At 71.9% G+C, this 25,795-nt stretch carries 24 protein-coding genes and 1 tRNA gene; 12 read left to right on the top strand and 13 right to left on the bottom strand.

All coding sequences use genetic code 11. The features are described 5' to 3' along the window. Window positions 1-23 precede the first annotated feature (23 nt). Window positions 24-521, top strand: coding sequence for a flavin reductase family protein (locus AC1MBW_RS10285; RefSeq protein ID WP_480024400.1), 498 nt, complete (start codon window positions 24-26; stop codon window positions 519-521). Between the two features lie 52 nt (window positions 522-573). Here AC1MBW_RS10285 and AC1MBW_RS10280 read toward each other — a convergent pair whose 3' ends face one another. Continuing rightward, window positions 574-765: a hypothetical protein gene (locus AC1MBW_RS10280; protein ID WP_480024399.1), complete on the bottom strand. Its 192-nt coding sequence runs from the start codon at window positions 763-765 to the stop codon at window positions 574-576. Window positions 766-1,001: 236 nt separating this feature from the next. Here AC1MBW_RS10280 and AC1MBW_RS10275 point away from each other — a divergent pair, with 236 nt between their 5' ends. Beyond that, a complete protein-coding gene (locus AC1MBW_RS10275) occupies window positions 1,002-1,904 on the top strand; it encodes an NAD-dependent epimerase/dehydratase family protein (protein ID WP_054146931.1) in 903 nt (300 codons plus the stop codon). 78 nt (window positions 1,905-1,982) lie between these two features. Here AC1MBW_RS10275 and AC1MBW_RS10270 read toward each other — a convergent pair whose 3' ends face one another. Next, window positions 1,983-4,466 (bottom strand): beta-glucosidase family protein, encoded by a 2,484-nt coding sequence (locus tag AC1MBW_RS10270; protein ID WP_480024398.1) that lies wholly within the window; start codon window positions 4,464-4,466, stop codon window positions 1,983-1,985. A 77-nt stretch (window positions 4,467-4,543) separates the two neighbouring features. Between AC1MBW_RS10270 and AC1MBW_RS10265 the strand changes: the two genes are divergently transcribed. After that, window positions 4,544-5,134: a TetR/AcrR family transcriptional regulator gene (locus tag AC1MBW_RS10265; RefSeq protein ID WP_480024397.1), complete on the top strand. Its 591-nt coding sequence runs from the start codon at window positions 4,544-4,546 to the stop codon at window positions 5,132-5,134. A 35-nt stretch (window positions 5,135-5,169) separates the two neighbouring features. Here AC1MBW_RS10265 and AC1MBW_RS10260 read toward each other — a convergent pair whose 3' ends face one another. The 7 genes from AC1MBW_RS10260 to galU all read right to left on the bottom strand — a co-directional run bounded on the left by AC1MBW_RS10260 (window position 5,170) and on the right by galU (window position 11,234). Continuing rightward, the gene (locus AC1MBW_RS10260; RefSeq protein ID WP_480024396.1) at window positions 5,170-6,768 is read right to left on the bottom strand and encodes a DUF7059 domain-containing protein; all 1,599 of its coding nucleotides are present in this window, start codon (window positions 6,766-6,768) and stop codon (window positions 5,170-5,172) included. A 111-nt stretch (window positions 6,769-6,879) separates the two neighbouring features. Then, complete coding sequence (locus AC1MBW_RS10255) at window positions 6,880-7,845, bottom strand: DUF4190 domain-containing protein (RefSeq protein ID WP_054146935.1); 966 nt, start codon at window positions 7,843-7,845, stop codon at window positions 6,880-6,882. A gap of 130 nt (window positions 7,846-7,975) precedes the next feature. Continuing rightward, the gene (locus AC1MBW_RS10250; protein WP_054146936.1) at window positions 7,976-8,179 is read right to left on the bottom strand and encodes a hypothetical protein; all 204 of its coding nucleotides are present in this window, start codon (window positions 8,177-8,179) and stop codon (window positions 7,976-7,978) included. Between the two features lie 199 nt (window positions 8,180-8,378). Then, window positions 8,379-8,454: transfer RNA gene (locus AC1MBW_RS10245), tRNA-Ala, on the bottom strand. Window positions 8,455-8,520: 66 nt separating this feature from the next. Then, complete coding sequence (locus tag AC1MBW_RS10240) at window positions 8,521-9,558, bottom strand: hypothetical protein (RefSeq protein ID WP_480024395.1); 1,038 nt, start codon at window positions 9,556-9,558, stop codon at window positions 8,521-8,523. 115 nt (window positions 9,559-9,673) lie between these two features. Then, window positions 9,674-10,321, bottom strand: coding sequence for a GNAT family N-acetyltransferase (locus AC1MBW_RS10235; protein ID WP_054146938.1), 648 nt, complete (start codon window positions 10,319-10,321; stop codon window positions 9,674-9,676). Between the two features lie 16 nt (window positions 10,322-10,337). Next, entirely contained in the window at window positions 10,338-11,234 is an 897-nt protein-coding gene (gene galU, locus AC1MBW_RS10230) for a UTP--glucose-1-phosphate uridylyltransferase GalU (RefSeq protein WP_480026095.1), read from the bottom strand. A 66-nt stretch (window positions 11,235-11,300) separates the two neighbouring features. On the opposite strand from galU, the gene AC1MBW_RS10225 reads away from it, so the two are divergent. From AC1MBW_RS10225 to mscL, 3 genes are all read left to right on the top strand, one after another. Beyond that, window positions 11,301-11,879, top strand: coding sequence for a 5-formyltetrahydrofolate cyclo-ligase (locus tag AC1MBW_RS10225; RefSeq protein WP_480024394.1), 579 nt, complete (start codon window positions 11,301-11,303; stop codon window positions 11,877-11,879). Between the two features lie 26 nt (window positions 11,880-11,905). Next, window positions 11,906-12,316, top strand: coding sequence for an FmdB family zinc ribbon protein (locus tag AC1MBW_RS10220; RefSeq protein ID WP_480024393.1), 411 nt, complete (start codon window positions 11,906-11,908; stop codon window positions 12,314-12,316). A 94-nt stretch (window positions 12,317-12,410) separates the two neighbouring features. Next, window positions 12,411-12,905 carry a large conductance mechanosensitive channel protein MscL gene (mscL, locus tag AC1MBW_RS10215; protein WP_480024392.1) on the top strand — a complete coding sequence of 165 codons (495 nt, stop codon included), beginning with the start codon at window positions 12,411-12,413 and terminating at the stop codon, window positions 12,903-12,905. A 292-nt stretch (window positions 12,906-13,197) separates the two neighbouring features. Here mscL and AC1MBW_RS10210 read toward each other — a convergent pair whose 3' ends face one another. Further along, complete coding sequence (locus AC1MBW_RS10210) at window positions 13,198-16,965, bottom strand: ATP-binding protein (RefSeq protein ID WP_054146942.1); 3,768 nt, start codon at window positions 16,963-16,965, stop codon at window positions 13,198-13,200. 274 nt (window positions 16,966-17,239) lie between these two features. On the opposite strand from AC1MBW_RS10210, the gene AC1MBW_RS10205 reads away from it, so the two are divergent. Both AC1MBW_RS10205 and AC1MBW_RS10200 read left to right on the top strand, forming a co-directional pair. Continuing rightward, entirely contained in the window at window positions 17,240-17,641 is a 402-nt protein-coding gene (locus AC1MBW_RS10205; RefSeq protein ID WP_054146943.1) for a hypothetical protein, read from the top strand. 333 nt (window positions 17,642-17,974) lie between these two features. Beyond that, window positions 17,975-18,181, top strand: coding sequence for a YegP family protein (locus AC1MBW_RS10200; protein WP_480024391.1), 207 nt, complete (start codon window positions 17,975-17,977; stop codon window positions 18,179-18,181). 19 nt (window positions 18,182-18,200) lie between these two features. Here AC1MBW_RS10200 and AC1MBW_RS10195 read toward each other — a convergent pair whose 3' ends face one another. Next, window positions 18,201-19,043: a sulfurtransferase gene (locus tag AC1MBW_RS10195; RefSeq protein WP_480024390.1), complete on the bottom strand. Its 843-nt coding sequence runs from the start codon at window positions 19,041-19,043 to the stop codon at window positions 18,201-18,203. A gap of 93 nt (window positions 19,044-19,136) precedes the next feature. Here AC1MBW_RS10195 and AC1MBW_RS10190 point away from each other — a divergent pair, with 93 nt between their 5' ends. Beyond that, entirely contained in the window at window positions 19,137-20,105 is a 969-nt protein-coding gene (locus AC1MBW_RS10190) for an epimerase (protein ID WP_480024389.1), read from the top strand. 137 nt (window positions 20,106-20,242) lie between these two features. On the opposite strand, the gene AC1MBW_RS10185 is transcribed toward AC1MBW_RS10190, so the two are convergent. Then, window positions 20,243-21,544 (bottom strand): DUF418 domain-containing protein, encoded by a 1,302-nt coding sequence (locus AC1MBW_RS10185; protein WP_480024388.1) that lies wholly within the window; start codon window positions 21,542-21,544, stop codon window positions 20,243-20,245. Window positions 21,545-21,638: 94 nt separating this feature from the next. Continuing rightward, window positions 21,639-22,070 carry an Lrp/AsnC family transcriptional regulator gene (locus AC1MBW_RS10180; protein ID WP_054146944.1) on the bottom strand — a complete coding sequence of 144 codons (432 nt, stop codon included), beginning with the start codon at window positions 22,068-22,070 and terminating at the stop codon, window positions 21,639-21,641. Window positions 22,071-22,219: 149 nt separating this feature from the next. Between AC1MBW_RS10180 and AC1MBW_RS10175 the strand changes: the two genes are divergently transcribed. The 3 genes from AC1MBW_RS10175 to AC1MBW_RS10165 all read left to right on the top strand — a co-directional run bounded on the left by AC1MBW_RS10175 (window position 22,220) and on the right by AC1MBW_RS10165 (window position 25,590). Further along, window positions 22,220-23,251 (top strand): ornithine cyclodeaminase, encoded by a 1,032-nt coding sequence (locus AC1MBW_RS10175; protein WP_480024387.1) that lies wholly within the window; start codon window positions 22,220-22,222, stop codon window positions 23,249-23,251. 53 nt (window positions 23,252-23,304) lie between these two features. Then, on the top strand, window positions 23,305-24,375 hold the full coding sequence (gene ctlX / locus AC1MBW_RS10170) for a citrulline utilization hydrolase CtlX (protein WP_480024386.1): 1,071 nt from the start codon (window positions 23,305-23,307) through the stop codon (window positions 24,373-24,375). A 174-nt stretch (window positions 24,376-24,549) separates the two neighbouring features. After that, the gene (locus AC1MBW_RS10165; protein ID WP_480024385.1) at window positions 24,550-25,590 is read left to right on the top strand and encodes a TerC family protein; all 1,041 of its coding nucleotides are present in this window, start codon (window positions 24,550-24,552) and stop codon (window positions 25,588-25,590) included. Window positions 25,591-25,795: the final 205 nt, after the last annotated feature.

Below are 25,795 nucleotides of genomic sequence, written 5' to 3'. Positions count from 1 at the left end.
ACATCTCACGACGGGAGCCCCCGATGACCCGCACCACGTCGCTCGCCCCGGTCGAACACTCGGCGTTCGCCGCCTTCCCGAGCGGGGTCGCCGCACTCGCCGCCACCGGGGTCGACGGCCCGGACGGCATGGTCGTCTCGAGCTTCACGGTCGGGGCGTCCTTCGACCCGCCGATGGTGACCTTCGCCGCGCGTCAGGACTCGGCCACGTGGGCTCGCCTGCGCACGGCACCGAGCCTGGGCGTCTCGGTGCTCGCCGCCGACCAGGGCCTGCTCTGTCGTCAGCTCTCGTCGCGCACCCGGGCCGCCCGGTTCGCCGACGTCGACCACGTCGTCACCGACGACGGGGCCGTCCTGGTGTCGGGCACGCCGTTGCGGCTCGAGTGCGTCGTGCACCGCGAGGTGCCGGCCGGCGACCACGTCGTCGTCATCTTGCAGGTGCTCGGCGCCGAGGTCGACGACACGGCGGCACCGCTCGTCTACCACGGCACCGCGTTCCACTCGTTGCAGCCGATCGGCTGACACACCCGAGCACGACAGCACCGACGCGCCGAGGCCCCGACGTGCCGACGGCTCAGGCGATGCGCCCCGGGCCACCGAGCAGACCGTCGACCTGCTCGACGGCACCTTCGACGGCGGCCTCGTCGGCCGGGGACTCGCCGTGCAGCTCGACGGTCTCCGCGCTGTCGCCGTGCACGGCCGCCGGGTCGGTGCGCTCGTCGGCGTCGTGGTTCGCGGGGTTCGTGGGGTTCGCGGGCGTGCTCATGGGGGCCTCTCTCGGGGGCCGACGCTCGACCCCGGTGAGCCCGAAGCTACCCGGCGCCTCCGACACGGCTCCCAGCGGGTCAGGACCGGCACCGCGCCTCCCGGGTGTCGAGACGGAGTCGACCCGACCACCCGCGTCCGACCACGGACGGCCGCCGACTAGTAGAAACGTGGGAGGCGCGCAGCCCGATCCGCGCACCTCCAGACCCGCCGGGCGCCCGGCAGAAAGGGCCGACGATGTCGTCTCCCCGCACCCCCACCACCCGAGTCGCCGTCACCGGCGGCAGCGGCAAGCTCGGCCGTGCCGTCGTGCGCGACCTCGCCGAGCACGGCTACGAGGTCGTCCTGCTCGACCGCGTGCCCAGCCCCGACCCCGTCGAGGGCGTCGTGTTCGTCAAGGTCGACCTGACCGACTACGGCCAGGTCGCCCAGGCTCTGACCAGCGTGGACGACCGGTACGACCACATCGACGCCGTCGTGCACCTCGGCGCGATCCCGGCCCCCGGCCTGGTGCCGAACGCCGCCCTCTTCACGAACAACGTGACCTCGAGCTACAACGTGTTCGCCGCCGCCCGCGCCGCGAAGATCCGCAACGTGGTGTGGGCCTCGAGCGAGACCCTGCTGGGCATCCCGTTCGACATCGACCCGCCCTACCTGCCGCTCGACGAGGAGTACCCCGTGCGCCCCGAGTCGTCGTACTCGCTCGGCAAGGCCGTCGAGGAAGAGATGGCGCGCCACTTCACGCGCTGGGACCGCCAGCTCAAGCTGATCGGCCTGCGCTTCTCGAACGTGATGGACGACGGCGACTACTCGGAGTACCCCTTCGACGAGGCGCCCGAGAAGCGCACCTTCAACCTGTTCTCGTACATCGACGCCCGCGACGGCGCCCAGGCGGTGCGGAAGGCGCTCGAGAGCGACCTCGTCGGTTTCGAGGCGTTCATCATCGCGGCGTCCGACACCGTGATGAACACGCCGACGGCCGTGCTCGCCGAGCAGTACTGGCCGCAGGTCGAGAAGCGCCGGGCCGTCGAGGGCGTCGAGCCGCTGCTCAGCAGCGACAAGGCCCGCGACCTGCTCGGCTTCGTGCCCGAGTACTCGTGGCGCGAGTGGGGCGAGCGCACGGGCAACCACCGCGGCTGACGCTCGCTCCCCGCACCGACGACCCGCGCCTCCCGATCCGAGAGACCAGGAGGCGCGGGTCGCGTCAGGAGGCGCGCGTCACCCCTCGAGCACCACCGTCGCCTCGAGCGGCAGCTCGGCCACCGACGAGCCGACGTGCAGCGTGAACGCACCCGGCTCGTGAGCCCAGGCACCGTCCCGCCAGTCGGCGAAGGCCCGGGCCGGGACGCTCAGCTCGACGCGACGCGTCCCGCCGGCCGACACCACGACGGACGCGAACCCGACCAGCCAGAGCGCGGGACGGTCCACCACGGAGTCGGCGCGCGACGCGTAGACCTGCACCACGTGCTTGCCCTCGCGAGCACCGGTGTTGGCGACGTCGACGGCCACCTGCACCGCGCCTCCCACGGTCACCGACGGCGTCGCGTCGAGGCCCGACAGCGACCAGGTCGTGTAGCCGAGGCCGTGCCCGAACGGGTAGGCCGGCGTCGTCCCGGCCTTGAGCCAGGCGCGGTAGCCGATGTGGATGCCCTCGTCGTAGACGACCTCGCCGTCGACGGGAGTGACGTCGATGACGGGCACGTCCTCCTGGGTGGCGGGCCAGGTGGTGGGTAGGCGCCCACCGGGCTCGACGGCTCCGGTGAGGACGTCGCCGAGCGCGTGGCCGTACTCCTGACCGCCGAACCAGGTGAGGAACAGCGCGTCGACCTCGTCGCGCCAGGGCATGGTGACCGGCGACCCCGCGTTGACCACGACGACGGTCGTCGCGGCGGCCGCGGCCACGCGCGAGACGAGCTCGTCCTGACGGCCGGGCAGCCCGAGCGAGGTGCGGTCGAAACCCTCGGACTCGACCTTGCTGTTGGTCCCCACGACGACGATCGTCAGGTCGGCGGCCGCCGCGGCCGCGACGGCCTCGTCGATCAGCCCGGACGGGTCGCCGTCGTCGGGCTCGATGCCGAAGGTGTAGCTCAGGGCTCCGCCGAGCGCGCTCGCCCCGATGGTGTGGTCGATGACGACGTCGATCGGCCGACCCTCGACGACCGCCACGGCGGCCGACTGCGACGGGGGCGCGAGGAACGCCGCACCGAGGTCGTCGCCGACGGCCTCACTCGTGCCGTCGAGCACGACCTCGCCGTCGACCCGGATCACCGAGTGGCCGACCGAGGCGACGCCGAGCAGGATCTCGCCCGTGACCTCGGGCGTGTACCGGGTCGAGAACCGCACGGTGTCGCTGCGCTCGATGGGAGCGTCGCCGCCGAACCAGACGAGCGCGGTGGCCCGGCGGTCCTCGGCGAACAGTTCGTCGTCGCCCGAGCGGAACGACACCCGGACGCCGGGTTCGCCCGTCTCGGGGTTGGTAATGCGGTCGAGGGGCAGCTCGGCCACCCCTTCTTGCACGACGGCACCGACCGAGTACGTCACGGTCGCGTCGGGGAAGGCCTCCTCGATGCCCTCGATCGGCGTGACGACCTTCTCGGGCAGCACGGTGGCGCTGCCGCCGCCCTGGGTGCGGGCGAAGCGGGCGTTGTGGCCGACGACCGCGATCGACCGGACGGTCGAGGGGTCGACCGGCACCGCGCCTCCTCGGTCGTGGGCCAGGACGGTGCCGGCGGCCGCGGCCTCGCGGACGAAGGCGATGCCGTCCTCGACGGTGGTCGGCGTCGCGGCCACGGGTTCGAAGCCGTCGAGGGCGCCGACGCGGGCGGCGAGCTGCAGCAGGCGCAGCACCTTGCGGTCGATCGCGTCCTCGGACACCTCGCCCGCCCGCACGGCGGCGACGAGCGCGTCGCCCCAGGGGCCGTCCGGGCCGGGCATCACCAGGTCTTGGGAGTGCTTCGCGCTCTCGACGCTGCGGACGCCCGTCCAGTCGCTGACCACGACCCCGTCGAAGCCCCACTCACTGTTCAGGGGGGTCTCGAGCAGCTCGTTCTCGGTCGCGGTGACGCCGTTGATCGAGTTGTACGACGACATGACCAGCCAGGCGTGCGCCTCGGTGACGGCCTTCTCGAACGCCAGCAGGTAGAGCTCGCGGAGGGCCCGGTCGCTGACCACGGTGCTCGCGGTGAAGCGGTCGGTCTCGTAGTCGTTGGCGACGTAGTGCTTGGGCGTCGCGCCGACGCCGTTGTCCTGCACGCCGTGGACGTACGCGGCGGCGAGCTCGGCGGTGAGCACGGGGTCCTCGCTGAACGCCTCGAAGTGCCGACCACCGAGGGGCGACCGGTGCAGGTTGATGGTCGGGCCGAGCACGACGTCGACGCCCTTCCGGCGGGCCTCGACGGCGGCCGCGGCACCGTAGCGGCGGGCCAGGTCGGGGTCCCAGGCCGACGAGAGCGAGGAGGCGCTGGGCAGGTTCAGGGACGGCGAGCGTTCGTCCCACACCTCGCCGCGCACCCCGCTGGGGCCGTCGCTGACCAGGATGCGCCGCAGGCCGATCTTCTCGTTCGGGTGGGTCGTCCAGAAGTCGCGGCCGGTGAGCAGCTGCACCTTCTCGTCGAGGGTCAGCCGCCCGAGGAGCTCGACGAGTCGGGCCTGGTCGTGTCGTGTCTGGTCGTCGGCCGCGTCGCCGTCGCTGTGGAGGGTCATGACGTGACGCTACCAGCGAAAACCGAGCGACGGTGGGTTTCGGGCCGGACCGGCGACGGTCGCGCTAGCCTGACCGCATGGCACAACGGGGTTCGTACGCGAAGGGTGTGGCCAAGCGCACCGAGATCCTCGACACGGCGCTCGACGTGGTCGCCCGCAACGGGTTCCGTGGCACGTCGGTCAAAGAGTTGGCCGACTCGGTCGGCCTCAGCCAGGCCGGGCTGCTGCACTACTTCGAGAGCAAGGACGAGCTGTTCACGGCCATCCTCCGCCGACGCGACGAGGTCGACAACGCCCTCGCCGACCCGCACGTCGACATCGTCGAGCAGCTGATCGCGGTCATCCGCCACAACGCCGACGTGCCCGGGCTGGTCCAGCTGTTCGCGAGCATGTCGACGGCCGCGACGAGCGACCCGAGCCACGCCGCCCACGCGTACTTCGTGGAGCGCTACGCGTCGATCCGAGCCCAGGTCGCCGCGGCGATCACCATCCGACAGGAGCGGGGAGAGGTGCCGTCGGGCGTCGACCCCACCCGCCTCGCGACCGTGCTGCTCGCGGTCAGCGACGGCATGCAGATCCAGTGGATGCTCGACCCCGGCACCGACATGGCCGAGCACGTCGAGCTCGTCTGGCGTCTGGCCCTGGCGGCGGTGGCGACTCCCGCCTGACCCCGCGGGCCCGCCGCCCGGCACGTCCGCCGGGCTCAGGCCCGCAGCATGCCCGTCGTCACCAGTTCGCGGACCTGCGGCAGCAGCTCCGACCGCAACGCGGCCTCGTCCGCCCCGAGCAACTGGGCGAGCGCACCGACGATCGCGCCGACGCTCAGCTCGCCGTCGCAGGCGCCGACCAGCGCCGACAGGGCCGTGCCCGAGTCGACCGTCCGGGCAAAGCCGCCGCCCTGTCGCAGCGAGATGACCGTGGGGTCGTCGTTGCCGGGCCAGTAGTGTCGCTCCTCGGTGACGTCCCCCGCGACGACCAGCCGACGCGCGGCCAGCTGCTCGTCGTCGAGGTCGCGCAGCAGCTCGATCGCGTCGAGCGTGCCGAGCAGGTGGGCGCCGAGACCGACGTCGTTCTGACCGAGACCGCCGAGGAGGCGCTCCGTGCGCACCACGGGCAGGCTCGCGTCGTCCGCGGGCCGCCGCACCGTCAGGTAGCCGAAGCCGACCTCGACGACGCCCCGGGCCTCGAAGTCGCCGAGCCACGCCTCGTACAGGCGCTCGAAGTCCGCCGAGCCCGGTCGGGTGCCGCCGTCGCGGATCCAGGTCTCGGAGTAGGCGGTCGGGTCCTGCACCTCGCGCTCGACGACCCAGACGTCGACGGGCACGCCGCCCCGGGCCGCCCAGTCGGCGACCGAGTACGCGCCCCTCTTGCCGGCGACCGCACCCGCGCCTCCGGACTCCCAGTTGCCCAGCAGCTGCGCGACGCCGCCCGGCGCGAGGTGGCGGCCGAGGCCCTCGACGACCGAGGCGACGAGGTCGTCGCCGACCATGCCGCCGTCGCGGTACTCGTACTCGGGCACGCCCTCGGCCCGCGGCGTGATGACGAACGGCGGATTCGAGACGATGTGGTCGAAGGTCTCGCCGGTCACGGGCTCGAAGAGGCTGCCGAGGCGCAGCTCGATGCCGTCGACCAGGTTGAGCGCGGCGTTGAACGCGGCGTAGTCGAGGGCACGCTGCGAGATGTCGGTGGCCACGACGTGCCGCGCGTGCCGGGCCGCGTGCAGGGCCTGGATGCCACAGCCCGTGCCGAGGTCGAGCGCCCGGTCGACCTGGCGCGAGATCATCAGGCCGGCGAGCGTGGCCGAGGCTCCCCCGACGCCGAGCACGTGGTCCTCGCGCAGAGCCCCCTCGACGACGAGCTCCCCGAGGTCGGAGGCGATCCACCAGCTCGCCTCGCCCGAGGCGTCGACGAAGGCGTACGGGCGGAGGTCGACGAGCGCACGGACCGAGTCGCCCTCGCTCGCCACGAGCCCGAGGGCGACCGCGCCCTCGGCACCCAGGGTCGGCAGGGCGTCGGCGACCGCGTCGAGGCCCTGCGGGTAGCCGAGCACGAACAGCGACGCGAGCGTGGCGGCCGGACGCACCGACTCGTCGCGTGCGGCGCTGCGGGCTAGGGCACGACGGGCGGCGACCCGCTCGCCGCGGAAGAGTGCGGCGCCGGCGTGCGAACCCCAGGCGTCGGCACCTTGCAGCCGCTCGACCGTGAACCCGGACGACGCCAGGTCGTCCCTCAGCCGCGCGAGCAGCTCGGGATCGGTCGAGAGGTGAGGCGTCGAGGCGTCGGTCGGGGTCGTCGGAGGCACCCGACCATCATGGTGCAGGAGGCGCGGCGCCGGTCACCGAGGACGCCACGGAGCCCCCGTCGAGGGTCGACGGGGGCTCCGCCCGGAGCGGGCCGGTGGACGCGGGACGGGTCAGCTCGTGAAGACCACGTCGTCGTAGTCGAACGACGGGGACATCTGGAAGACGATCTGGTCGGCGTCGGCCACCGAGAACACGACGCGGTAGGTGATGGTCTGGCCGGCCGGGACGACCGTCGTGGGCGAGTTCTCGATGTCGGAGTCGTAGACCTTGCTGGCCTCGACGCCGCCCGAGGTGGCCGTCTCGTAGGGCATCGGCTCGAAGTTCGCGTCGGTGCCGTTCTCGATGGTCACGGTGAAGACCACGGAGGCCGCCTGGTCGGCGCCGCTCGAGTACTCGCCGGGCGTGTACGCCTCGGGCGCCGAGACCGTCACGGCGATGCCGTCGTCGTAGGTGAAGGTGTCGCCGAAGGCGTTGTTCTCGGCCGAGGCGTCGCTGTCGGCCTCCCCGGAGTCACCCGAGTCGATCGAGCCGCTCGTGGGCAGGGAGTCGTTGACGGCCTGGACGGAGGCGAGCCCGATGACGAGTCCGACGATCACGACGGCGATGCCGATGAGCACGCCGAGCCCCGACACGATCGTGCCGATCAGGGCGAGCATGCGCGCGCCCTTCTTCTTGACGAGCGCGATGATGCCGAGCACGAGGCCGACGATCGCGAGGATCACACCGAATCCGATGAACGACAACAGCAGCCCGACGCCGCCGACGACGATCGAGGCGATGCCGAGCCCGTTGCCGCCCTGCGGCGACTGCGGGGCCTGGCCGTAGGCCGGTGCACCGGTCGGGGCGGCACCGTAGGGTGCCTGCTGGCCGCCGTAGGGCTGCTGCGACTGCCCACCGTAGGGCTGCTGGGGTGCTCCGTAGGCGGGCTGGGGTGCACTCGGCGGGGGCGTCGTGCCGTACGCCGGCTGCGGGGGCTGGGGTGCCGACGGCGGAGGCGTCTGGTCGCCGCGGCCGTTCTCGTCGCGGGGGTCACGGGGCTCGTCGGACGAACCGTAGGGCGGCTGCGGAGTGCTCATGGGGCAAGCATGTCGCGCCTTGGTGGTTCCGACGAGCCGAACAGGCTGTGCGACCCGTTTTCGTTACCGATCTGTCGTATTCGATTCACCCTGCGCAACCTCTCGTCGGTCGCGCACACTCCGGCGGCGGTCAGGCGGTCAGCACCGAGATCTCGAACTCGCCGTACATGTGGGCGGCGTCGCGGAGGTGGTGCAGGGCCTCCTCGGCGTCGAGTCGCGAATGGTACGGACCCCGGGCCGGTGCTCCGGGCAGGGTGCGTGCGTAGGAGTACTGCAGGTACCAGACCGGACGATCGTGTTCGTCGTGTTGGACGATGCTGACTGCGAGTGACATGCCTGGATGCTACGACCGGCCCGCCCCCGCCGCGCCCGCTCACAGCTGATCCATCAGCTCGCCCGGGCCACCGCCGAGGCGAGACCCCAGGAAGTCGCCGAGACCCCTGGACGCGTCCCGGGGTCTCGGCGAGTTCGTGGGGTCTCGGCGGTGGCCGGCATGCGAAAGGCCCGGGTCGTGGTCGACCCGGGCCTTCGTGTGGTGGAGCTAAGGGGATTCGAACCCCTGACCTTCTCATTGCGAACGAGACGCGCTACCAACTGCGCCATAGCCCCAGAAACTGCTCTGCCACGATAGCACCTCGTCGACCGCCGGATGAACCCGGGTGGACGCTCCGCGGGTCAGACGGCGCGACGCCGCTGCAGGGCCTCGTCGAGCGAGAAGTCCGACTGCGGCAGGTCGTCGATGATGCCCATGCGGGCGAAACGACTCGGGGGGCGAGGGGGTGCGACCGGCTCGACCCGCGCCTCCCCGGCGGGGTCGGCGACGACCGCGGCCGGTGCAGGAGGCGCGGCGGCGGCCACCGGCGCCCGTCGCGTCGACTGCAGCGCGGCCTCGGCCCGGGCGGCCTCGCGCAGGGCGTCGTGCTGCGCGGCACGCAGTGACTCGACCGAGCGGCGGGAGTCCTGCCTCAACTCGGCCGCGGCGTCGTCCGCCGGCGCGGCCGAGGCGGGACGCTGGCGTCCGCGTCGCAGGTAGAGGGGCTTCGGCACGGGCACGGGCGTCCAGAGCCGGGACTCGACCGTGGCCTCGTCGTCGCGGAGGACGACGCCCTCCCCCATGACGCCCGAGAAGTCCTTCAGCGGCTGCGCCACCGGCGCGACCACCGCACGCCGGGCGCGGGCTCGCGAGACCGCGGCCAGCTGAGAGAGCATGGTGACGGCACCGCCGCCGAAGACGAGGCCGGCGACGACCAGCACCCACGACGACGTCAGGCCCGCGGCGAGGCCGGCGACGATCGCGACGGCGCTCAGGGCGAGCACCACGGTCGAGACCAGACGCGAGCGCCGGAGCCGACGGGCGGCGAGGGCGGGGTCGCGGTCGGCGGCCCGCAACACGGGGGCGGCCGCGGCGAGCTCGCGGGTGACGGCACGCTGCCGCGCCGCCTCGTGCGCACGCCTCAGGGCCTCGCGCCGCGCCTCCTCGTGTCGCAGGATCTTCTGCGCGTCGGCGACCGAGCGGGCGTTCGCCTCGATGCGCACCTCGTCGGGCACCTCGGCCGTCTGGGCGAGGATGCGCAGGGTCTGCTGCAGCCGCACGGCGTTGCGTTCGGTCGCGAGGTACTCGCGTCGGCGCTGCCAGGTGGGCACGAGGTAGACGAGCCAGAGCGCGGCGACGAGAGCGAGGACGACGCCTCCACCCCACGACTCGATGTTCATGGTGACCAAGGTATGAGCGGGCGGGCCCCGGAGGCCGCTGATCGACAGGTGTGTCCGCGTGTCGCGGGACGGATCCGCCTCGCGGCCCGACGGACGACCCGAGCGGGCGGAGTCGCTACAGCGGCAGCGTGCGCCCGGCCTCGGCCAGGGCGTCGGCCGGCACACTGCCCTGCCCGACCGGCACGGTGCCCGTGGTCCAGCGACGCAGGACCCCCTCGGGCACCTCTTCGGCGACCAGCGCGAAGCAGAAGTGGTCGCGCCACGACCCGTTGATGTGGATGTAGCGCCGCCGCAGACCCTCGTAGCGGAAGCCCAGCTTCTCGACGACGCGCAGGCTGGGGGCGTTCTCGGGCCGGATGCAGATCTCCATGCGGTGCAGGCCCAGGGCCCGGAAGCAGTGGTCGGTCGCGAGTGCCACCGCGATCGGGGTCGCGTTGTGGCCCGCCGCGGCCTGGGTGACCCAGTAACCGATGGTGGCCGAGCCGAGCGAGCCGTAGGCGATGCCCGAGACGTTGAGCTGGCCGACGAACCGGCCGTCGAGCTCGATCGCGAACGGCAGACCGAGCCCCGCCCGGGCGTTGGTCTGCAGCGAGCGGATGCTGCCGCGCACGTCGTGGCTGGTGAAGCCGTTCGGGTTGGTGGCCTCCCACTGCCGCAGCCACGACCTGTTCTCCGTCAGGGCCTGGTCGAGGTCGCGGGTGTCACGAAGACGGAGGGGGCGGATGGTCACCGCCCCCTCCGTCAGCGTGGGGATGTTCGTCACGGAACGTGTCGCCTGCTTACTTCTCGAGCCCGGCGGTGAACTCTTGCAACCACGGGCGCAGTTCGCCACCGATGTCGTCCCGGTCGGAGGCGAGCTGCACGATGGCCTTGATGTAGTCGAGCTTGTCACCGGTGTCGTAGCGACGACCACGGAACACGACGCCGTACACGCCGCCGGTCCACTCTTCGGCGCCGGCCATCTTCATGAGAGCGTCGGTCAGCTGGATCTCGCCGCCCTTGCCCGGCTCCTGCTTCTCGAGGACGTCGAAGACCTCCGGGCGGATGACGTAGCGGCCGATGATCGCCAGGTTCGAGGGCGACTCGCCCTGTGCCGGCTTCTCGACGAGGCCGGTGACCTTGACGACGTCGTCCTCGTCGGTCTTCTCGACCGTGGCGATGCCGTAGAGGTGGGTCTGCGAGGGATCGACCTCGAGCAGGGCGATGACGGTGGCGTTCTTCCGCCCCTGCACCTCGACCATGCGCGTCAGAAGCGGGTCGCGGGCGTCGATGATGTCGTCACCGAGCAGGACGGCGAACGGCTCGCGTCCGACGTGCATCTTGGCGCGGAGCACCGCGTGGCCGAGGCCGAGCGGGTCGCCCTGACGCACGTAGTGCATGTCGGCGAGGTCGGTCGACTGGTTGACCTTGGCGAGCTTGTCGTGGTCGCCCTTCTTCTTCAGCGTCTCTTCGAGCTCGCTGACGTGGTCGAAGTGGTTCTCGAGCGCGTTCTTGTTGCGCCCCGTGATCATCAGCACGTCGGTGAGGCCGGCACTGACGGCCTCCTCGACGACGTACTGGATCGCCGGCTTGTCGACGACCGGCAGCATCTCCTTCGGCATTGCTTTCGTGGCGGGCAGGAATCGTGTCCCCAGGCCCGCGGCGGGAATGACTGCTTTAGAAATCGTGAAGCCCATGCGGGTCAGCGTATCCATCCCCGACGTTTCGCGGAGGTTAATACTCGGACGGTTAAGCTCGACGTCATGACTGACGACGTCGGCAACGCCAAACGCGCCCTGCGAGCCGAGATCCGCCAGAAGCGTCGCACCCTGGGTGCGCACGAGAGGGACCAGACCACCGAGGGCATCACCCGGCACCTCACCGACCTCGCCACGGGCCTGTCGGTGCGCTCGATCGCGGCCTACCTGTCGACCGACGTCGAGCCGAACACGCGCCCGTTCCTCAACTGGGCCTTCGCGAACGGCATCCGCGTGCTGTTCCCGATCACCCGGGCCGACGGCCTGCTCGACTGGGCGGTGGGCGACGGCGAGAGCGAGACCCGCGGCCTCTTCGACCTGCCCGAGCCCGTCGGCGAGGTGCTCAGCCCGATGGCGGTCAACGACGTCGACCTGATCGTCGTGCCCGCGGCCTCGATCGACCACGGCGGCATGCGCATGGGCTGGGGCAGGGGCTACTTCGACAAGACCCTCGGCTCGATGGAGCGCCGCCCGCCCGTCTATGCTGTGGTGTTCGACCCCGAGTACGTCGAGTCGGTGCCCCGAGAGCGGCACGACCAGCCCGTCGACGGCGTCGTCACCCCCTCCGGCATCCACGAGTTCTAGACTCGCCTTCCCTCAGGAGCGCCTCCGTGCCCACCTACTCGTACCGCTGCACCGAATGCGACAACGCGTTCGACATCGTGCAGTCGTTCACCGACGACACCCTCACGGTCTGCCCGGTCTGCGAGGGCAAGCTGCGCAAGGTCTTCAGCCCCGTCGGCGTGACCTTCAACGGGTCGGGCTTCTACCGCACCGACTCGCGCTCGAAGGGCACGTCGGGCTCGGGGTCGTCCGGATCGGGCGACAAGGCGTCGGCGTCCGGCTCGTCCGAGAAGAGCTCAGGAGGCGCGAGCGGCTCGTCCACGTCGGGCGCCTCGGGCAGCGGGTCGGGTTCGTCCTCGTCCGGCAGCGGCTCGTCCGGCTCCGGCTCGGGCTCCGGCTCGTCCGGCTCGGGCTCGTCCGGCAGCGGCTCGTCGGGCGGTTCCTCCAGCTCGTCCTGACCCGGTCGAGGCGACCGACGGGATCACCCGAGCGCGCCTCCGTGGTTTGCTGGACGCCGAGAACCTCGTCTCGTCGGATCAGAAGGAGTCGCCCGTGAAGGGTTTCAAAGAGTTCATCCTGCGCGGAAACGTCATCGACCTCGCCGTCGCCGTCGTCATCGGAGCGGCCTTCACGGCCATCGTGACGTCGCTCGTGACCAACGTGTTCAACCCGCTGATCGGTGCCGCGTTCAACGCGACCATGCTCGACGAGGCGCTCATCGTCACCATCCCGACGCTCGACGGCGGCGAGGCCCAGCTGAAGTTCGGCGCCGTGATCGGGTCCGCGATCCAGTTCCTGATCATCGCGGCCGTCGTCTACTTCGTGCTCGTGCTGCCGGTGAACAACCTGCTGAAGCGCACCTTCGCCAAGCAGAAGGCGGAGGAGATCCCGGCGGACGTCCCGCCGACCGACGTCGAACTGCTCAGCGAGATCCGCGACCTGCTGCGCGCCCAGGCCGCGCCGGCCGTCGGCGGTGGCTCGCACGCGGCGCCCGTGCTCGAGTCGCGCGACCCGCACAGCGAGAACGGCCCGCTCGGCAGCCGCTGAGACCGCCGCCACACCCCGCCACGACGAACCCGCCACGAGAGATCTCGTGGCGGGTTCGTCGTGTCACGGGGAGCGACGGGTCAGCCCCAGTGGGGTGGGACGTCGGCGCGCAATCGCTGGTCGTTCTCGCTCGACCCCTGCCGACCGGGTTCGGGCGCGGGCGTCGGGTCGCTGCCCGGCACCGGGTCGGTGGTCACGCGACGCCCGGCCCGTCGACGCACCACCAGGGGGCGTTGCTCGACCGCTTCGAGCGCGTGAGGGGCGTCGCCGTCGGACGCCCTGCCTCGTGGGGTCATCGACGGTTGACGTGCTGGCTGGCCGACAGGGCCGGCACCTCGTGCGTGTGCGAGTCACCGATGCCGAGCACTTCGGCGACGCGCTCGGCGACGGCGTCGGGGTCGGTGAAGAGCTGGAACGCGTGCACGCGGATGTAGTGCCAGCCGAGCCGCCGCAGCACCTCGGGACGTGAGCGCAACGACTCGCGCAGGCTGGTGCGCGAGAGCGTCGTGTCGGTCTCGATCGTGACGCAGACGCCGTCGTGCGCGGCCACGAGACCGAGCTTGCCCCGGTGGCCGAGCGCGACGGGGATGCCCTTGACCTCGAGCCGGCGGGCCAGGTCGACGAGCATGGGTTCGCTGTCGTCGGGGACGTGCTCGGCCGACGTCCGGGCCTGCACCTCGGTGAGGATCTCGCTGAGCGCGACCGTCCCGTGGCCCATGCGACTCGAGTCGATGTCGCCCGGTTGGAAGCAGGTGACGATGACCATCGACCGACGCGCACGCGTCATGGCCACCGCCAGCAGACGCTCGCCACCCGGCTGGCCGAGCGGACCGAAGTCGCTCAGCACGCGGCCGTGCGGGGTGCGGCCGTAGCCGATCGAGAACACGACGTGGTCGCGGCTCTGCGCGACGCTCTGCTCGAGGGTCGCGATCATGAACGGTTCGCTGCGGTCGCCCACGACGAACTCGGTCAGGTCTTTGTGGCCCGACACCGCGGTGAGGACGGCCTGCTGCACGCGGATGGCGTGCTTGGCCGACGCCGTCAGCACCATGAGCGACTCGCTCGGCCGTGTGCGGGCGTGCTCGAGGACGAGGGACACCACGCGGTCGACCTCGGCGTCGACGCTCTCGACGGCGCCGGACTCGGGGTCGGGGACGGCGGTGCCGCCCGAGACGTAGTCGAGCGCGATGCTGCCGTGGCCGAGGAAGCTGCCCGCCCAGGGCAGGGACTCGATGCGCCCGCCGTAGAACCGACGGTTGACGAGCTCGGCGAGGTCTTCTCCGCCGGCACGGTAGCTGCGCGTGAGGGAGAGCGTGGGCAGCAGGGTCGCCAGGCGCGCGAGGGCGCTCTCGGAGTGGGACGCGGCCAGGGCCTCTTCGTCGGCGTCGACGGGCGGTTTGCCCGGCACGACGCCGATGTCGAACTCCGACGGCGTCTGGGTCACGGGGTCGCCGAAGGCCACGGTCTGTTTACCGCGGCGGATCGCCCCGACGTTCTCGGCCAGGGTCGTGGCGCCGGCGTCGACGAGCACGACCGTGTCGAACGGCACGGTGTCGGCGATGGTGTGGACCTCGTACGGCGACGCGACCCAGACGGGGGCGATCGCCCGGGACAGGTGCGGGGCCGCGTCGTGCAGCAGACGGGCGGTCAGGTGGCCCTGACGCAACAGCCCCTTCAGGGCCGAGGCCTCGTCGGGCCAGTCGACCAAGCCGATCTTCCAGTTCTCGGCCAGCAGCCACGCGAGCAGCTGGGCGCTGCCCGCGGCGTGGGCCTCGTCGACGAGGCGGAAGTCGGCCTCGAGCCGGTCGAGCATCGCGGTGTTGGCGCCGAGCAGGGCACGGTCGGCCTCGAGCAACGACTCGAGGGCCGAGCGCCACCAGGCGAGCTCGAGTTCGGCGGCGACCTGGTGCTCCGGCACGTGGCGGTTGGCCAGGTCGGTGATGAGCGGGGTCAGTTCGAGATCGCGCAGGGTCGTCATGAGCTCGGTGCGCTCCTGCAGGTTCTGCAGGACGTCGCTCTCGGCGGCGAGTGCCTCGAGCCGCTGCTGCAGCTCGACGATGCCGATCTCGGTCAGTCCGTCGTCGCCCGTCAGGCCGAGGGGGCCGTCGAGTCGTTCGAGGTCTTGCGACACCTGCTGGTGCAGCACGTGCGTGTCGGCGATGCCCGTGGGCACCTCGGGCGGGGTGCCGGCCGACACGTAGCGCTGCCAGACGACGCGTTGCTGCTGGATGCGCTGCAGCGCGCCGTGCAGGTCGGCGATGTGGACGCCGGGTCGCACGTACTCGCGGGCGAGCTTCTTGAGCCGACGGCGGTTGGCGCTCGACATGTCGGGCGCCTCACGCTTGGGCGCCGTCGCGGCGACGAGTTCGGCGACCGAACGGTCGAAGACCACGGGCATGAACTTGTCGAGGGTGTCGCGGATCTCGGTGAGCAGGCGCAAGTAGACGCCGAGCTCGGAGACGCTCTCGAACGGGCGCATGCGGGTGCTGCCGATGACCTCTTCCGCGCGCTCGAGCAGGCGGGGGAGGTCGCGGTGGTGCAGGTTCTTGGCGAGCTGGTGCGCGTCACCGGCCCCGACGCTCTCGGTGAAGCGGGCGCCGTACCAAGGCGAGTCGCCCGGGCCGTACTTGAACTCGCCCAGGTTGGCGGCACCGACCATCGTCTCGGCCACCCGCCCGCGGCCGTCGACCATGGCGGCGATGCTGCGGCGGCTGAGCCGGGCGGTGGTCGCCGGCGCGGCGGGCAGCAGGGCCAGCCGCGAGAGCTCGGTGAGGCAGTCGAGCACCGAGACGCCGAGCTCGGGGTCCCGGCGGCTGAGGGCGCCACGGTAGTCGACGAGCACCTTGCGGAGGCGCACGAGGGCGTCGTCGACTTCTCCCATGTGAGGGTGGGTGGCCTTCTCGTTGCGGGAGATCGACCGGATCACGTCACGGCGCAGCGTGGTCGGGCTGACGGCGACACCCGGCAGGCCGACGTCGGCGAGACGGCTCGTGATGCCCCGCAGCGTCGCCCGGCGGGCACTCACCACGAGGACGCGCTTGTTCTGTGACACGAGACGACCGACCGCGTTGACGATCGTCTGCGTGCCGCCGGTGCCCGGCAAGGTCTTGACGACGACCGAGTTGCCCGCGGCGATCTGCGCCACGACGTTCTCTTGTTCGGGGTCGGCGTCGAGCAACAGGGTGTCGGTCTCGGGGCTGCGCTCGTCCTGCGGCGTCGCCGTGGTCGGACGGTAGGCCTCTTCGACCTGACGGATGGCCATCGGGTTGCCGGCGAGCGCGTCGAGCACGGGGTGGCCCAGCTCGCGGGCGTCGAGGGCCATCTCGGTCGAGACCTCGGCGAAGGTCGAGACCACGAGCCTCGGCTGGACCGTGAACCACTCGAGGTGGGCCGTCAGCCCGCGGAGGCGGTCGATGACCGGGTTCGGCGTGAACGACCCCTCTCGGCTGGCGAGCGAGACGAAGGACTCGGCGTCGAGCGTGATGCCGAACTGGTCGTGCAGGGCGTCGACCAGCGCCGGGTTAAGGAAGGGCTCGCCGAGCAGCTTGACCTCGAAGTCACGTCCGTGGCGCCGGATCGCCAACGGGCGCAGCAACACGGGGGCCCGGAAGTCTTCTCCGGCGAAGGACCAGGCGGCGACGCCGATGGCCAGGTGCACGGCGTCGATGCCGCGGACCGTGCTCAGCTCGAGCCCCTTCGCGGCGATCTCGCCGGCCGCGGCCCGGGCCGTGCGCAGGGCGAGGTCGTCACGGATCAGGCTCGACAGCAGGGTCGTCTTGCCCGTGATGAACTGGGCGAGGCCACCGGGGTGGGTCGTGCTCAGCTCGATGCGGGACCGCTGCGAGTCGCCGAAGTGCAGCAGCGCGGAGGGGCCGCCGACCCGCCGGAGGGACTCGCGCCAGGTGTTCCAGACGGGCTCGGCCACGTTGCCCAGGGACTGCCCCGGGTGGCCGAGGCTGACGGCATGGGGTGTGATCACGCCCGTGGGCGCGCCGGTCGGGACGGCGACGGAGTCGTTCTCGTCGTCGTCGTTGTCATGCTGTCTGTCGGCTCGCCACACCCTGACACCTTAAGCGGTCCGCCCCGACAACACCCGGAGGACGGGCGGTTCCGCCGCGAGTCGTCACTGCGGGCGGGCCACACGTCGGCGGGCCGTTCGGCGACACCCGATGCCCATCGACGGTCGTGTTACAGCATTCGTCATGATGCGCGACACGAACGGTTACGTGAGTTGTCGTCATAACCGTGCGCTACCACGTCAACGTACAGTACGGTCATCACGGGGGCTATTCAATGAGCTGACACGACACCGTGTCTCGACACCAGGAGCGCACATGCCTTTCGAACAGAAGTACAGCGACGAGACGCGAGAGAAGTCGCTCGCCCGGGTGCTCGAGCGTCGCGAGGCCGAGCCGGGCAACCGGGCGATCATCCGCGAGACGGCGTCCGAGTTCGAGGTCGGTGAGCAATCCCTGCGCGGGTGGATCCGCGCCCACGAGCGGTCGATCGCCCCGACGCCGGCACCCGACGACGCGGTGGAGAGAGAACTCGACGTCACCTCGGACGACGACGAGGCCGCCCCATCGGCCGCAGCGGCCCCGCGCCGGGGTCGGCCCCCGGGTTCGGGATCGGCCGCCACGGCGGAGCGCGTCGCCGAACTCGAGGCCGAGGTCGCCAAGCTGCGCCGCGACCGCGAGGCCCTGAAGAGCGCCATGGCGGTCCTGCTGGCCGACTGACACGGCACCTGCCCCGGGCGGTCGCCCGGGGACGACGAGAGCGCCCGACCCCGCGACTGCCATCCGGGGCCGGGCGCTCTCGTCTGCTCGGTGCGCGACCGAGACGGACCGGCGCGACCGCCCGGTCTCGGAGGGGGGAACGAGACTCGCGGGCGGCCGCACCGACTCATCGAGTATGCCACTTGGAATTTCACATGTCAAACGGTCGGCCAAAGGGGGGCCCAGGGTAGGAGGCGCGGGTCGGCCGGGCGACGCGCGTCGCCCACGGTCGGGGTGCAGCCCTATGCTGTCGCCACGCAGAGCGCGTGCACCACTTCGTGCAAGGGGACCCACATGGCAGGCACCTTCGTCGTCACCCAGGACGCCTCGGGCGAGTACCGCTTCGTCCTGACGGCGGGCAACGGCGAGATCCTCGCCTCGTCCGGGGGTTACAAACAGAAGGGCTCGGCGATGAACGGCATCGACGCCCTGCGTCTCACGGCCGTCGACGCCGTGGTCGACGACCGGACGGACGTCCCCGTCCCGGGCCACGCCGACTGAGCACGGCCCCGCCCCTGGGTCACCCGGGGCGGCCGCCGGTCGCGACGGGTCGCGCGGGGTCGTTCGACCAGGCGCTCCACGAACCGGCGAAGAGCACGGGGTCGAACCCGGCGATCGTCGCAGCCAGGGCGTTGTGGGCCGCGGTGATCCCCGACCCGCAGTAGACGGCCAGGGGCGTGGCGGCGGTGACCCCCGCCTCCTCGAACCGCACGCGCAGCGCGGTGGCGTCGACGAACCGGCCCGTGGAGTCGAGGTTGCCCGCCGTGGGCAGGTTCACGGCACCCGGGACGTGGCCGGCCCGCGGGTCGACCGGCTCGACGTCGCCGCGATAGCGCTCGGCGGCCCGGCTGTCGACCAGCACGCCGGTGCTCGGCCAGGAGGCTGCCGCGTCGGCGTCGATCACGGGCCACGATTCGTCGCCGAGGGTGACGTCGCCGGGCACGACGTCCGCGTCTCCCCGCTCGAGAGGCAGGCCCTCGTCCGTCCAGGCCGCGAGTCCCCCGTCGAGCAGACGCACGTCGGCGATGCCCGAGGCCCGCAGCAGCCACCACGCACGAGCCGCCGACTGCCCGCCGAGGTCGTCGTAGACGACGACGGCGTCCCCGTCGCGGAGCCCCCACCGGCGGGCGGCGGCCTGCAGGTCGGCCCGGACGGGCAGCGGGTGACGCCCCTCGACGGGGTCGCCGTGCCGGGCGAGCTCGGAGTCGAGGTCGACGTAGACCGCGCCGGGCAGGTGCCCCTCGCGGTAGGCGGGGCGGCCGTCCGGCCGGTCGAGCCGCCACCGGACGTCGAGCAGGCGCACCGCTTCCCCGCCCGTGAGGGTCGCGTCGAGCTCGGCGGCGGTCACCAGGGGATGGCTCATGCCGACGAGGCTAACGCGCACCCCCAGGTGAGGACTTCTCGACGTCGAAGGATCACGCGGCCGGAGACCGGTCGGTCCCCTAGCGTGAGCCCCATGACCGACCACATCGTCCTCGCCGGAGCCAGCGGCTTCATCGGGCAGCACCTCGCGGCCGCGTTCCGCGCCGAGGGCGCCCGCGTCAGCCTGATCGGCCGGCACGGACCCGACGCGTCGTGGGGCGACACCGCCGGCATCACCGCGCTGCTCGACGGGGCCGACCTGCTGGTCAACCTCGCCGGCAAGAGCGTGAACTGCCGCTACGGCCCCGAGAACCGCGCCGAGATCGTGCGCTCACGCGTCGAGACCACGCGCGAACTGAAGGAGGCGGTGCTCGCGTGCACCGCGCCTCCTCGGGTCTGGATGAACTCGTCGACGGCGACCGTCTACCGGCACGCCGAGGACCGCCCGATGACCGAGTCGGGCGGTGAGATCGGCTCGGGGTTCTCGGTCGACGTCGCGACGGCGTGGGAGGCCGAGTTCTTCTCCGGCGAGCTGCCCGCCACCCGCCGCGTGGCCCTGCGCATGGCCATCGTGCTGGGTGACGGCAGCGCACTCGTGCCGCTGATGAACCTCGTGCGGGCGGGTCTCGGCGGGCCCCAGCTCGACGGCCCCTGGCCTGCCACCCGGGCACGACTCGCGGCGGGCACGTACCACCACGAGGGTCGTGGCGGTGGGCGGCAGAAGTTCAGCTGGATCCACGTCGACGACGTGCTCGGGGCGATCCGGTTCGCCCGCGACGACGAGTCGGTCGAGGGCGTGCTCAACCTGTCGTCGCCGAACCCGAGCGACAACCGCACCGTGATGCGCACCCTGCGCCGCGTCCTCGGCGTGCCGTTCGGCCTGCCCGCCTGGCGCTGGATGCTGGAACTCGGCACCGCCGTCCTGCGCACCGAGACCGAGCTCGTGCTCAAGAGCCGGTGGATGCTGCCCGAGCGCCTCGTCGACGGCGGGTACGAGTTCGTCCACCCGCACCTCGACGAGGCCCTGAAGAGCATCGTCGCCGGGAGGCGCGGCGCGGTCTGAGCGTGCCTGGTCTCGGGCGCCTGATCTCGGGCGCCTCGGGGAGTCGGCCCGCGCCTCCCCCGCTCGCCCGACCTCGATCGCGGCGGCACGGCACCGGCGGCAGGCGTCGCGGTGTCGTCGATCCGGTACGGACCGGATCAGCCCGGGAGCCGGACCGCCAGGGGCTCAGGTCTGCGGCCGTAGCTCAGGCGGCGGAGCAACGACTCGGCGGGGCCGTCACGCCCCGCTCGCTCGAGGGAGACCGCCACGACGACGGTCACGAGCCAGACGCCGACGGCGATCAGACTGACCCGGAGGGTGCCCGCCCCGACACCGAGCCCGAGGGCCCACGGGGCGAGCAGGGGGACGAACAGCACGGATTGCAGGAGGTAGCAGGTCAGCGAGCGCCGGCCCACGGCTGCCAGGGCCCGCACGATCGGGCCGGTCGCGAGAGGGCCGGTGGTGGCAGGGCCGGTCGCAGCCGAGGAGGCGCGGGTGCGGTTCGCGACGAACCAACCGACCGCGCCGAAGAAGCCCAGGGCGCCCGCGACGCCGCTGACCCCGTGCAGGATGCCCAGGAGGTACAGCGCCCACCACGGCGGCTGCCAGGCCTGGACGGCCGCGAGCACGAGGGGCACCGCGCCGAGCACGCCGGCCGGGAGGCCGACGAGCGTGAGACGACGGAACAGACCGAGGTTCTCGACCGGGTGCTCGAGCACCTGACGGCGGCCGAGCAGGGTGCCGATGACGGCGAGCGGCAGGAAGGTCGCCGCCACGAAGGGGGCACCGAACACGAGCGCGAGCAGGGCCACGACGCGCCAGAGCAGCGCCCCGAGGAACGTGCCCGGATCGAGCCCGGGCAGACCGGCGTCCAGTGACCCCTGCGGGAGCCCGTCGACTCCGGCCGTGACGACGAAGACGACCGCGAGCGACCAGCCCATCACCCTCAACGTCGTGTCCCGGGCCGCGAACAGCATGGCGAGGACGATGCCGAGGCAGCCGTAGCTCAACAGGATGTCACCCTCGAACAGGAGGACGACGTGGGCGGCACCGAGGACCGCCAACCAGAGGCTGCGACGCAGCAAGAGGGATCGCGCCCGGCCGTACGGCACACCCCGTGCCGCCTGGCGTCGGATCATCACGGTGAAGCCGTACGCGAAGAGGATCGTGAACAGCGGGAAGGCGCGGTTGTCCACGAGGAGGCCGACGAGCACGTCGACGACGCGGTCCCCCGCGGTGCCGTCGACCGGCCGCGCCAACGGACCGAGGTCGCGGCCGCCGATGTAGTACACGCAGTTCGCGAGGGCGATGCCGAGCAAGGCCAGACCCCGGGCCAGGTCGGGGGCGAGCATGCGCTCCTCGGAGCGAGTCGGGCCGCCGTACGCGACAGCGACAGGGGCCGGGTCGGCGCGGAGCTCGGGCGGGACGGGGGACGGCACGGGTTCGGACGCGGGGCTCACCCTGTCCAGGGTGCCTCAGCGAGCCGGCCCGCGCCTCCTTCGCTCGGTGGACCGGGGAGCCTCGACAGGCGACGCGGCCGCCGGGTGCACCGGGTCAGCGGAGGACGGAGCTGAGCAGCAGGCTCGTCTCGCTGTTGACGACGCCCTCGACGCTGCGGATGCGCGCCAGGACCCGGTCGAACTCGCCGAGCGACGACGTGCGCAGCTCGGCGACGAGGTCCCAGCCGCCGTTCGTCGTGTGGAGTGACGCCACCTCGGGGAAGCCCCGCAGCTGTCGGATGACGTGGTCGGTCGACCGGCCCTCGATCTCGATGAAGCCGATGGCGCGGATCAGGTCGGGGTCGTCGGCCTCACGCACCCGCACGGTGTAGCCGAGCACCGTGCCCGTCGCCTCGAGCCGGTCGAGCCGCGAGGTGATCGTCGCCCGCGTCACGCCCAACCGCCGCGCGAGGCTCGCCGCCGACTCGCGCGCGTCGACCCGCAGGGCGGCCAGGAGGCGCCGGTCCAGTTCGTCGAGATCAGCCATGACCCGAAACGTACAGCACGACCGCGCAGAACGCGTGATCGGACGAGCGGAATGACGCTCGATGGTGATTGTGGCTGCACATCGCCCAGTCCTAACGTGGTGCCACCCGGACGCGACGACCGAGCCGGGCCGAGCAGGAGGAGGTCGCCGTGGTGCGCTTCGTGGACGTGCAGAACATGATCCGATGGGTCACCGACCGTGGCGTCGGCCCGATCACCAGCGGCATGGTGACCGCCCTCGAGCGCGACTTCGCCCGGTGGCCCGCCTTCGACAAGTCGCCCCGCGTCGCCTCGCACAGCCCGATCGGCGTCATCGAGCTGATGCCCGCCAGCGACAGCGAGACCTACGGTTTCAAGTACGTGAACGGCCACCCGTCGAACCCCGGCCGCGGTTACCAGACCGTCACCGCCTTCGGCGTGCTCGCCGACGTCGACACGGGCTACCCGACCTTCCTCGCCGAGATGACGATCCTCACGGCGCTCCGCACCGCCGCCACGAGCGCCATGGCCGCCAAGCGCCTCGCCCGGGCCGACTCGCGCGTGCTCGCCCTGATCGGTGCCGGCTCGCAGGCCGAGTTCCAGGCCCTGGCCATGCGCGCCTCCCTCGGGCTCGAGACGGTCCGCGTCTTCGACGTCGACCCCCGCGCCACCGCGAAGTTCGTCCGCAACCTCGCGCCGCTCGGGTTCGACATCACGGTGTGCGCGAGCCCCGGCGAGGCGGCCGACGGCGCCGACGTCGTCACGACCTGCACGGCCGACAAGCAGAACGCGGTCGTGCTGCCCGACGAGGCCGTCCGCCCCGGCGTCCACGTCAACGCGATCGGCGGTGACTGCCCGGGCAAGACCGAGCTCGACCCCGCGACGCTCCGCCGGGCCGACGTCTTCGTCGAGTACCCCGAGCAGACGCGCGTCGAGGGCGAGATCCAGCACCAGCCCGCCGACTTCGCCGTGACCGAACTGTGGCAGGTCGTCGCCGGGCAGCGGCCCGGGCGCACGAGCGACGAGCAGATCACGATCTTCGACTCGGTCGGCTTCGCCGTCGAGGACGTCTGCGCCCTCAAGTACCTGCGCGGGGACGTCGCGGGCACGGACTACGCCGTCGAGATCGACCTCGTCGCCGATCCCGACGACCCGAAGGACCTGTTCGGCCTCGTCGCCGCCCGTCGGCCCGTCGGCGTCTGAGTCGTCGGCCGACCCTGACCGGCACCCGCCGCACGAACGGCGCCGAGACCGTCGTGACGACCCTCGCTCCCCCGCCCCGCGCCTCCTCGTCCCCGGCGACCGCCGTGGTCGCGACGGCGGCGGCGACCCCCGCACTCCGCGCCTCCTCGCGCACCCGGAGCGCCGACGAGGAGGCGCGGACGGCCGTCCAGTCGCCCGCCGCGGTCGTCATGGTGCGGCCGCGCCACTTCACGCCGAACCCGGAGACCTCGGCCGACAACGCGTTCCAGACCGACCCGGCCGAGGTGGACGCGACCCGGGTCGAGCTCGCGGCGCGCGCGTTCGACGAGGTGACCCGCGCGGCCGAGGCCCTGCGGCGGGCGGGCGTGACGGTGCACCTCGTCGACGACGAGCGCACCGACCGGCCCGACGGGGTGTTCCCGAACAACTGGTTCTCGACGCACGCCGACGGCCGGGTGGTGCTCTATCCGATGCACTCGCCGAACCGCCGGGGCGAGCGGCGTGCGGACGTGGTCGACCTGCTGCGCGAGCGGTACGCCGTCACCGAGGTCCTCGACCGCTCGCCGCTCGAACGACGCGGGACCGTCGTCGAGGGCACCGGCGCGCTCGTCCTCGACCACGTCGAGCGCGTCGCCTACGTCGCGCTCTCTCACCGCGCCGACCAGGCCGCCGTCGCCCTGGTCTGCTCCGACCTCGGCCACGAGCCCCTGACCTTCACCGCGACCGACGAGACGGGCGTGCCGATCTACCACACGAACGTCATGATGAGCGTGGCGTCGCGGTTCGCCCTGGTCGGCCTCGAGTCGATCGAGTCGACGATCGAACGGAGGCGCGTGGCCGATCGCCTGTCGACCTCCGGCCGCGAGGTGGTCGCCCTGACCCGCGCCCAGCTCGGGGAGTTCGCCGGCAACGCGCTCGAGCTGCGGGGGGCCGACGGGCCCGTGCTGGCGATCTCGGCACGCGGCTGGGCGTCCCTCACGACGGCCCAGCGCCGGACGATCTCGCGGCACGCCCGGCCCCTGCCGCTGGAGGTGCCGACGATCGAACTGGCCGGCGGGTCGGTGCGCTGCATGCTGGCCGGGGTGCACCTGCCGCCGCTGTCGCCTCCGCTGCGGACTCGCTGACGAGGGCCCGAGCCTTGCATGCACTGCAGCTTCTCAGCACTGTCACGGTCGCTTGAGGGCACGCCCCCAGCGGACCCCCACGTACCGTCTTCTCAGGAGCCTTCTCCGCTGTTCGGCCGATCGCGCCGTGCAGCCCGACCCGCCTCATCAGCCCGACCCACCCGGAGCATCCCCGTGGACGTCACACTGACCACCTGGCTCATCACGATCGCCGTCACCGTCGCGTTCTTCGTGTTCGAGTTCTTCACCCATGTGCGCAAGCCGCACGAGCCCACGATCGGCGAGTCCGCCCGCTGGTCGGCGTTCTACATCGGGCTCGCGCTGCTCTTCGGCGTCGGCATCGGGTTCACGAGCGGCTGGGGCTTCGGTGGCGAGTACTTCGCCGGCTACCTCACCGAGAAGGCGCTCTCGATCGACAACCTGTTCGTCTTCCTGCTGATCATGACCGGGTTCGCCGTGCCGCGCATGTACCAGCAGAAGGTGCTGATGATCGGCATCGTCATCGCGCTGATCATGCGCGCCGGCTTCATCGCCGCCGGCGCCGCCCTGATCGAGAACTTCTCGTGGGTCTTCTACCTCTTCGGCGCCCTGCTCTTCGTCCTGGCCTACCAGCAGATCAAGGGCGACCACGGCGGCAACGCGGCGGACAACGCCTTCGTCAAGATCGCCCGCCGCGTGCTGCCCGTCGACGACGAGTTCCACGAGGACAAGTTCACGGTCAAGAAGGGCGGCAAGCGCTTCGTCACGCCGCTGCTGCTCTGCGTCATCGCGATCGGCTTCGTCGACCTGGTGTTCGCCCTCGACTCGATCCCCGCGATCTACGGGCTCACGAACGAGGCGTACATCGTCTTCACCGCGAACGCCTTCGCCCTGATGGGTCTGCGCCAGCTCTACTTCCTGATCGGTGGACTGCTCGAGCGTCTCGTCTACCTGTCGCAGGGTCTCGCGATCATCCTCGCGTTCATCGGCGTGAAGCTCGTCTTCCACGCCCTGCACGTCAACGAGGTGCCGTTCATCAACGGCGGCGAACCGCTGCTCTGGGTGCCCGAGATCCCGATCTGGTTCTCGCTGCTGTTCATCGGCGTCACCATCACGGTCGCCACGATCGCCAGCCTCGCCAAGACCCGCGGCGACGCCCAGAAGGCCAAGCGCGACGAGATCGACGGCGAGAAGGTCACGGTCGCCAAGGACTCGGACGACCCGACGCGCCACTAGGCGCCGCCTCGCACCGCACCGCGTTTCGTGCACCGCACCGCGACTGGTCGGGGCGCGGTGCACGAAACGCGGTGTGGTGTGAAGGGGCTCCGCGTCCCCACGACGCGGAGCCCCGGCCCCGTCACCCGCTGATCACGGGCGACGGGAGTCGTCGGGCCCGGCGAGACGTCACGACGTGCCGCTCAGTTCCGGACGCGAGCGGCAT

Source organism: Frigoribacterium sp. AP1 (genome assembly GCF_056680555.1).
This window is presented reverse-complemented; position numbering and strand designations above follow the sequence as displayed.